5 protein-coding genes and 1 CRISPR repeat array are annotated in these 7,713 nt (G+C 62.9%); of the genes, 4 read left to right on the forward strand and 1 reads right to left on the reverse strand.

All coding sequences use genetic code 11. The features are described from left to right. The 4 genes from FKP22_RS15115 to FKP22_RS15130 all read left to right on the forward strand — a co-directional run. On the forward strand, positions 1-507 hold a 507-nt coding region (locus tag FKP22_RS15115; protein WP_233446853.1), incomplete at its 5' end, for a type I-F CRISPR-associated protein Csy2. Positions 508-527: 20 nt separating this feature from the next. Further along, entirely contained in the window at positions 528-1,568 is a 1,041-nt protein-coding gene (csy3, locus tag FKP22_RS15120) for a type I-F CRISPR-associated protein Csy3 (protein WP_141288300.1), read from the forward strand. 11 nt (positions 1,569-1,579) lie between these two features. Further along, on the forward strand, positions 1,580-2,143 hold the full coding sequence (gene cas6f / locus FKP22_RS15125; protein ID WP_141288301.1) for a type I-F CRISPR-associated endoribonuclease Cas6/Csy4: 564 nt from the start codon (positions 1,580-1,582) through the stop codon (positions 2,141-2,143). 129 nt (positions 2,144-2,272) lie between these two features. Beyond that, positions 2,273-6,628: a CRISPR direct-repeat array (repeat unit 28 nt; unit sequence GTTCACTGCCGCGTAGGCAGCTCAGAAA). Between the two features lie 109 nt (positions 6,629-6,737). Then, the gene (locus FKP22_RS15130; protein WP_141288302.1) at positions 6,738-7,313 is read left to right on the forward strand and encodes a methylated-DNA--[protein]-cysteine S-methyltransferase; all 576 of its coding nucleotides are present in this window, start codon (positions 6,738-6,740) and stop codon (positions 7,311-7,313) included. 25 nt (positions 7,314-7,338) lie between these two features. Here FKP22_RS15130 and FKP22_RS15135 read toward each other — a convergent pair. Then, on the reverse strand, positions 7,339-7,713 hold a 375-nt coding region (locus FKP22_RS15135; RefSeq protein ID WP_211361418.1), incomplete at its 5' end, for a hypothetical protein.

Genomic DNA, 7,713 nt, shown 5'->3' on the forward strand with positions numbered 1-7,713 from the left:
CAACGCGAGCAGTTCCGCCGCCTGGCGCGGCGCCTGATGCCGGGCTTCGCCCTGGTCTCGCGAGACGACCTGCTGCAACAGCGCCTGGCCGAGCTGCGCACCCGCGACGCCCAGGCCAGCACGCTGGATGCCTGGCTGGACCTCTCCCGCTGGACCATCCGCCCCGTCGCAACCCCTGAAGGCGCGGAAGGCGGCGAGCCCTCCAACCGAATGGAGTGGATCACCGACCCCCGCCCCGGCTGGATCGTGCCCATCCCCGTGGGCTTTGCCGCCCTCTCGCCGCTGCACGCGGCCGGCAGCGTGGCTGGCGCACGGGACATGGCCACGCCGTTTCGCTTTGTCGAAACCGTGTGGTCCATCGGCCAATGGATCAGCCCGCACCGGCTGCAGCGCCTGGGCGACCTGATCTGGCAGATCGGGCACGACCACGACCCCGAACATCCCAGCGAACACGGTCTGTACCGCTGCTTCATCGACACCCCGGCCCCGACGGCCACCCCCATCTGAACATCCAGGGAGAACACATCATGGCAACCAAGGAAACCACCCTCAAGACCGCTTCCGTGCTCGCCTTCGAGCGCAAGCTGGACCCCTCTGACGCGCAATTCTTTGCCGGCGCCTGGGACACGCGCCAGGCCAGCGCCGACTGGACCCCGGTGAAGATCAATGAAAAGTCGGTGCGCGGCACCATCTCCAACCGCCTCAAGACCAAAGACCAGGACCCGGCCAAGCTGGACGCCGCCATCGAGAACCCCAATCTGCAAACCGTGGACGTGGCCGCGCTGCCAGCCAGCGCAGACACGCTGAAGGCAAGCTTTACGCTGCGCGTGCTGGGCGGCACGGGCACGCCTTCCGCCTGCAACAACGCGGACTACCAAACCAAGCTGCTGGCCACGGTGAAGGGCTATGCGGACAGTCAGGGTTTTGCCGAGCTGGCGCGCCGCTATGCCCACAACCTGGCAAATGCGCGCTTCCTGTGGCGCAACCGCGTGGGTGCCGAGCAGGTGGAAGTACACATCGCCCACCTGGTGCAGGGCCAAGCTGCCCAGACCTGGGTCTTCGACGCGCTCAACCTGCCGCTCCGCGACTTCAGCGCGCCCGCCGCTGCGGAATCGGCGCTGAGCGGCCTTGCCGCGCTCATCGCCCAGGGCTTGGCCGGCACCAGCCATGTGCTGCTGCAGGTCACGGCTTATGCCCGCATCGGCGCTGCACAGGAGGTCTACCCTTCGCAGGAACTGATCCTGGACAAAGGCAGCAGCAAGAAGAGCAAGACGCTTTACCACGTGCAAAACGTGGCCGGCATCCACTCGCAAAAGCTGGGCAATGCGGTGCGCACCATCGACACCTGGCACCCGGACGTGGCCGAGCTGGGCCCCATCGCCGTGGAGCCCTATGGCTCCGTGACCACGCTGGGCAAGGCCTGCCGCAAACCCACCGACAAGCTGGACTTCTACAACCTGCTGGACGGCTGGCTGCTCAAGGACAAAGCGCCGGCACTGGATCAACAGCATTTCGTGATGGCCACGCTGATTCGTGGCGGCGTGTTTGGCGACGCAGGCAAGGACTGAGTGAGCACGCCATGCACCACTACATCGACATCCATCTGCGGCCGGATCCGGAATTTGCGCCGCACCAGCTCATGGCCGCGCTCTTTGCCAAGCTGCACCGCTGGCTGGCGCAAACCCAGAGTCAGCACATTGGCGTGAGCTTTCCCGGCTACCAGGAGGCCCCCGCCACGCTGGGCGGCACCCTGAGGTTGATCGGTCCCGCCACCGAACTAACGCGGCTGATGGAACACGACTGGCTGCAGGGCATGCACGACCATGCAGACGTGCGGACCCTGGTCGCCGTGCCCCCTGAGGCAACCCAGCGCACCCTGCGCCGCGTGCAGGCCAAGAGCAGCCCCGAGCGCCTGCGGCGGCGCCAGATGCGCCGTCACCAGCTCACGGCAGAGCAGGCACTTGAACGGGTGCCTGACAGCGCCGCGGAAACATTGAAGCTGCCCTTTCTGACGCTGACCAGCACCAGCACCGGGCAACGGTTCAAGCTCTTTCTGCGGCTGGGCCCATCCACCGGCGCTGAGCAGGCCGGGGACTTCAACAGCTACGGCCTGAGCAGCACCGCCACCGTCCCCTGGTTCTGACCCTTTTTCTGGCGACCAACGCAAGTGCTTGATCTTCAAGCGCTTGCGTCGCAACTCGGCAGAATGGGTCGCTAGCCCGTTTCGGCCAAAATGCACGTTGCGACAAGCACTTACGCCCGACCGCGCGTAGTTCACTGCCGCGTAGGCAGCTCAGAAAAGACCGGCCCACCACCGGCACGGACTCAATCATGTTCACTGCCGCGTAGGCAGCTCAGAAAACGTCAGGCATGCGCAACTGATGCGTCTCATTGTTCACTGCCGCGTAGGCAGCTCAGAAAACACCCCAGGGGGGAGCAGCAGGCGAAGATGAGTTCACTGCCGCGTAGGCAGCTCAGAAATAAAGAAGGCGGGCGACACGTCCTCATCAGAGGTTCACTGCCGCGTAGGCAGCTCAGAAAGAGTGGATGCGATGCGTGCCATTGAGGCAGCGGTTCACTGCCGCGTAGGCAGCTCAGAAATTGCTCAGTCAAACGTTGTCGAATCGATTACTGTTCACTGCCGCGTAGGCAGCTCAGAAAACCCCGGCGCCACTACTTTGTCACCCTGGCCGGTTCACTGCCGCGTAGGCAGCTCAGAAAAAAACGCCGGCCGTCGAATACCACTTGGTCGGGTTCACTGCCGCGTAGGCAGCTCAGAAACTGCAGCGCATCTCCGATCCGCACGCTATTCCTGTTCACTGCCGCGTAGGCAGCTCAGAAAACGACGGTTGGAAGCAACGTCATCACGGCGGTGTTCACTGCCGCGTAGGCAGCTCAGAAATGTGCGGGCACATACACGCGCCACTGGGCGGCGTTCACTGCCGCGTAGGCAGCTCAGAAAAAATAAGCCGCGCGAGCGAATCCGCGTACAACGTTCACTGCCGCGTAGGCAGCTCAGAAAATGAAGAGCACGCGCTGCGCGCCGCTGACCAAGTTCACTGCCGCGTAGGCAGCTCAGAAATTCAGCTCGACCTTGCGGCGCTCGACCATCTTCGTTCACTGCCGCGTAGGCAGCTCAGAAAAGGTGGTGAACGCCGAGATTGCGCCGATGCGCGTTCACTGCCGCGTAGGCAGCTCAGAAAACTACGAGCGCCACCGCGAGCAAATTATTGCCGTTCACTGCCGCGTAGGCAGCTCAGAAAACCGACCCCGCCGGCGAACTGCCTGCACAGGCGTTCACTGCCGCGTAGGCAGCTCAGAAAAGTTTCGACGCGCAGTGATGCGTGAGGCCGTGGTTCACTGCCGCGTAGGCAGCTCAGAAATGACAGATTACAAGATCTTCGCACCACCGAGTGTTCACTGCCGCGTAGGCAGCTCAGAAATCACGTCAACAAAGGAACTCTCCGTGAAACTCGTTCACTGCCGCGTAGGCAGCTCAGAAAATAACGCAAGCCCAGGATGTCCTGTGTGATTAGTTCACTGCCGCGTAGGCAGCTCAGAAATGCCGAACTTCAGCGGCGGCGCCAACGACGCAGTTCACTGCCGCGTAGGCAGCTCAGAAATGGCCAGGAAGGCAATTTCCTGCGGGCCGACCGTTCACTGCCGCGTAGGCAGCTCAGAAAGCCTTCCTTGGCTTCAGCGTGTCCGCCTTCGCGTTCACTGCCGCGTAGGCAGCTCAGAAAAATCTACCCCTTGCGTCACTTGAAGAGTCCAGGTTCACTGCCGCGTAGGCAGCTCAGAAATCGTGCTGGTCCATGCCTAGTCAACCGTTGCCGTTCACTGCCGCGTAGGCAGCTCAGAAAATGACCAGCGACCAACAAGAGCAACAGACCATGTTCACTGCCGCGTAGGCAGCTCAGAAATCACCCCCGCCCAAGCCGAAGCCGTCTATAGCGTTCACTGCCGCGTAGGCAGCTCAGAAAAAACGGACAAGCGCAATGAGCACGCACGATTGGTTCACTGCCGCGTAGGCAGCTCAGAAAAGATGGCAACGGCACATCCCACGACCCACCTCGTTCACTGCCGCGTAGGCAGCTCAGAAATCACTCAATCCCAGGCCGAAGCGGTCTACAGCGTTCACTGCCGCGTAGGCAGCTCAGAAAAGACCGGCCCACCACCGGCACGGATTCGATCAGTTCACTGCCGCGTAGGCAGCTCAGAAAATGTGCGCCGTGATTGATTGGATGGTCATGTGGTTCACTGCCGCGTAGGCAGCTCAGAAAACGATGACGGCGGGATCGGACACCGTGTCGTTGTTCACTGCCGCGTAGGCAGCTCAGAAAAACGAGCCAGGCGGGTACGCGGGCGAAGACATGTTCACTGCCGCGTAGGCAGCTCAGAAAAGAAGACAACGTGCACGAACTCTGGCACGCGGGTTCACTGCCGCGTAGGCAGCTCAGAAAGTTATGTGGATGACAGACGCAGAAGTAGCTGAGTTCACTGCCGCGTAGGCAGCTCAGAAAGCGCACCAAACTCAGCAGCGCCCAGAGGAACAGTTCACTGCCGCGTAGGCAGCTCAGAAATGCACGCTGGACAGGATGTGGCCGATCTGCTGGTTCACTGCCGCGTAGGCAGCTCAGAAAAACACCTCATCAGCCCGACGCGCTTCATACGGGTTCACTGCCGCGTAGGCAGCTCAGAAATGAGCGTTTCGACGGGGACACCTTGCGCCGCGGTTCACTGCCGCGTAGGCAGCTCAGAAATATCTTCGTTCGGTTGGTATCGGACTGTGATTTCGTTCACTGCCGCGTAGGCAGCTCAGAAATGGGGGAAGAAGCCATGACCACCTTGCCCAACGTTCACTGCCGCGTAGGCAGCTCAGAAAATCAAAGCGGCTGGCGGCGTAGCGGCGCTCGCGTTCACTGCCGCGTAGGCAGCTCAGAAAATCGAAGAAGAGATCGCGAATGCGCACCTGATGTTCACTGCCGCGTAGGCAGCTCAGAAAAGACCGAGCGCCTAAAGGCGCGGCTGATCGCGGTTCACTGCCGCGTAGGCAGCTCAGAAATCGGCACGCTGCCCAGTGACGACGCCGCCCAGGTTCACTGCCGCGTAGGCAGCTCAGAAACGGTCGAAACCGCCGAGGTGACAGCCTTCAGTGTTCACTGCCGCGTAGGCAGCTCAGAAAATGCAGAGATGGAAGGCAAGTATGTGCGCTGGGTTCACTGCCGCGTAGGCAGCTCAGAAAAGACCAGCCGCTGGGCGCCCAAGGAATTCGCTGTTCACTGCCGCGTAGGCAGCTCAGAAAATTGGCGGCGCGAAGGACTTTCTCTTGTCCGCGTTCACTGCCGCGTAGGCAGCTCAGAAAATGCAGGAGCACCATGATGAACCGGATTGTTCGTTCACTGCCGCGTAGGCAGCTCAGAAAACTGCACGCCCATTTCCCGCGCTATGGCGTCCGTTCACTGCCGCGTAGGCAGCTCAGAAATATCCTGACCGGCAAGCTGAAGGCCAAGATGAGTTCACTGCCGCGTAGGCAGCTCAGAAATGCGCCGCTGGTGGCTGATCCCGCGCAACCGCGTTCACTGCCGCGTAGGCAGCTCAGAAAACACCGCGCTGCTGCGGCAGGCGTTGGAGACCGTTCACTGCCGCGTAGGCAGCTCAGAAAACCAATGCCGGCGGCGGCGCCTCGTGGCGCTCGTTCACTGCCGCGTAGGCAGCTCAGAAAATTCACTGTCCGCGTAGGTGATCTTGGCGTAGGTTCACTGCCGCGTAGGCAGCTCAGAAACCTGGCGCTGCTACGGGTGCGGCAGCGAGGGCGTTCACTGCCGCGTAGGCAGCTCAGAAATGCTGCTGGCCATAAAGCAGCTTGATGTCGCGGTTCACTGCCGCGTAGGCAGCTCAGAAAGCCATGACGACGCTGCGCGAACAGATCACGGCGTTCACTGCCGCGTAGGCAGCTCAGAAATTCCTGGAAGACAACCGCCAGGACGTGGCCAGGTTCACTGCCGCGTAGGCAGCTCAGAAATGGTGATCCCACAGATCAGCGGCGCCTGCCCCGTTCACTGCCGCGTAGGCAGCTCAGAAACTACAGAGGGCAGGCCAGGCCGCGTGGTGCGAGTTCACTGCCGCGTAGGCAGCTCAGAAAAGATGGCGTAGGAGGCCACATGCAAGCAGTGAGTTCACTGCCGCGCAGGCAGCTCAGAAAATCACGGTTGCCCAGCTCGTCGCGTGCGGCATGTTCACTGCCGCGTAGGCTGCTCAGAAAACTGCTGGCCCGCGGCGACGTGAACCGGCCGTAAGTTCACTGCCGCGTAGGCAGCTCAGAAAATCGAGTTCATTCTCGACGTGGCCCAGTGGACGTTCACTGCCGCGTAGGCAGCTCAGAAATGGAGCTGGCCGGCGTGCCGATCTGGTGGCCCGTTCACTGCCGCGTAGGCAGCTCAGAAATCATGTGGGGGCGCAACTTCCGCTTCGTCAACGTTCACTGCCGCGCAGGCAGCTCAGAAAGAAGTACTGGACCCAGGCGAGGTGGGCCGAGTGTTCACTGCCGCGCAGGCAGCCCAGAAATTCGACCTCCCCAGCGAGGGAACAAGCATCCGCGTTCACTGCCGCGCAGGCAGCTCAGACATTTTTGAAATTTCGTCGCGGAATGGTCCGCCGGCATACATCTCATAGCGCACGCTCCAAGCGCAATGCAAGCGATGATGTTCGCCCGTGGACACGCAGCGCAACACACCATGAGCACCTCCATGACCGGTGGCACCGCCCTGTTCGACACACCCGTCGGCGCCTGTGGCCTGGGCTGGGGCGATGACGGGCGGCTGCGGGGCTGCTGCCTGCCCGAAGCCGACCCGGCGCACACGGCACGCCGCCTGCGCCACCAGTTTCCGGAGCTGCCGTGGCACGACACGCTGCCGCCGGCCATGGCGGTGGTCGCCCGGCGCTGGCTGGCAGTGCTGACCGAAGGCAGCCGGGACACGCTGGCGGATGTGGCCTTGAACTTCGACGGGCATGCGCCGTTCCATGTCCAGGTGTGGCAGCTCGCCAGGCAGATTCCGCCGGGGCAGACGCGCAGCTACGGCGAGATGGCCAGGTTGCTGGATCAGCCGCCGGCCATGGCGCGTGCGGTGGGTCAGGCGCTGGGCCGCAATCCGTTTGCGCCCATCGTGCCGTGCCATCGCATCCTGGCCGCAGGCGGGCTGGCTGGCGGTTTCTCGGCCAGCGGCGGCGTGCCGCTGAAGCTGCAGTTGCTGCAGTTGGAAGGTGCTGGTCTCGGGGCAGCGGCTTCACCGGACCAGCCGGGGCTTTTCTGAGCGCTGCCGGGCCGGCAGACCCGCTTCAATCCACCGATTCTTCGGCCTCGATCACCAGCTTCTGCCGGCGGGTGCCGGGGCCGATCTGCGTGACGGCGCGGATGCGCAGGGCCTGGCCGGCGGGCAGTTCGCGGCGGCAGTGGTAGTCCAGCGAATCGGTGCTGGTGCCTGGGTGGGTGGGCAGGCGGCGGGACCATTCGCGTTTGCCGTCCAGCTCCACGCTGAGGGCGTGCCAGGCTTGGGCATCTTGGGCCGGGTTGCGCACGACGAAGCGCACGTCGATCTCGAACACGCGGTGCTGCAGCAGCACGGCCGGGATGGTGAGCACGGCGACATCGCCGTCGCCGGCATCGAGCGCCCAGCGCTCGGGTCGGTTGGCAGGCATGCAGGGGCTCAGCGT

It is taken from the genome of Ideonella azotifigens, from assembly GCF_006519715.1.
In the GTDB taxonomy this organism is placed as follows: Bacteria; Pseudomonadota; Gammaproteobacteria; order Burkholderiales; family Burkholderiaceae_C; genus Ideonella; species Ideonella azotifigens.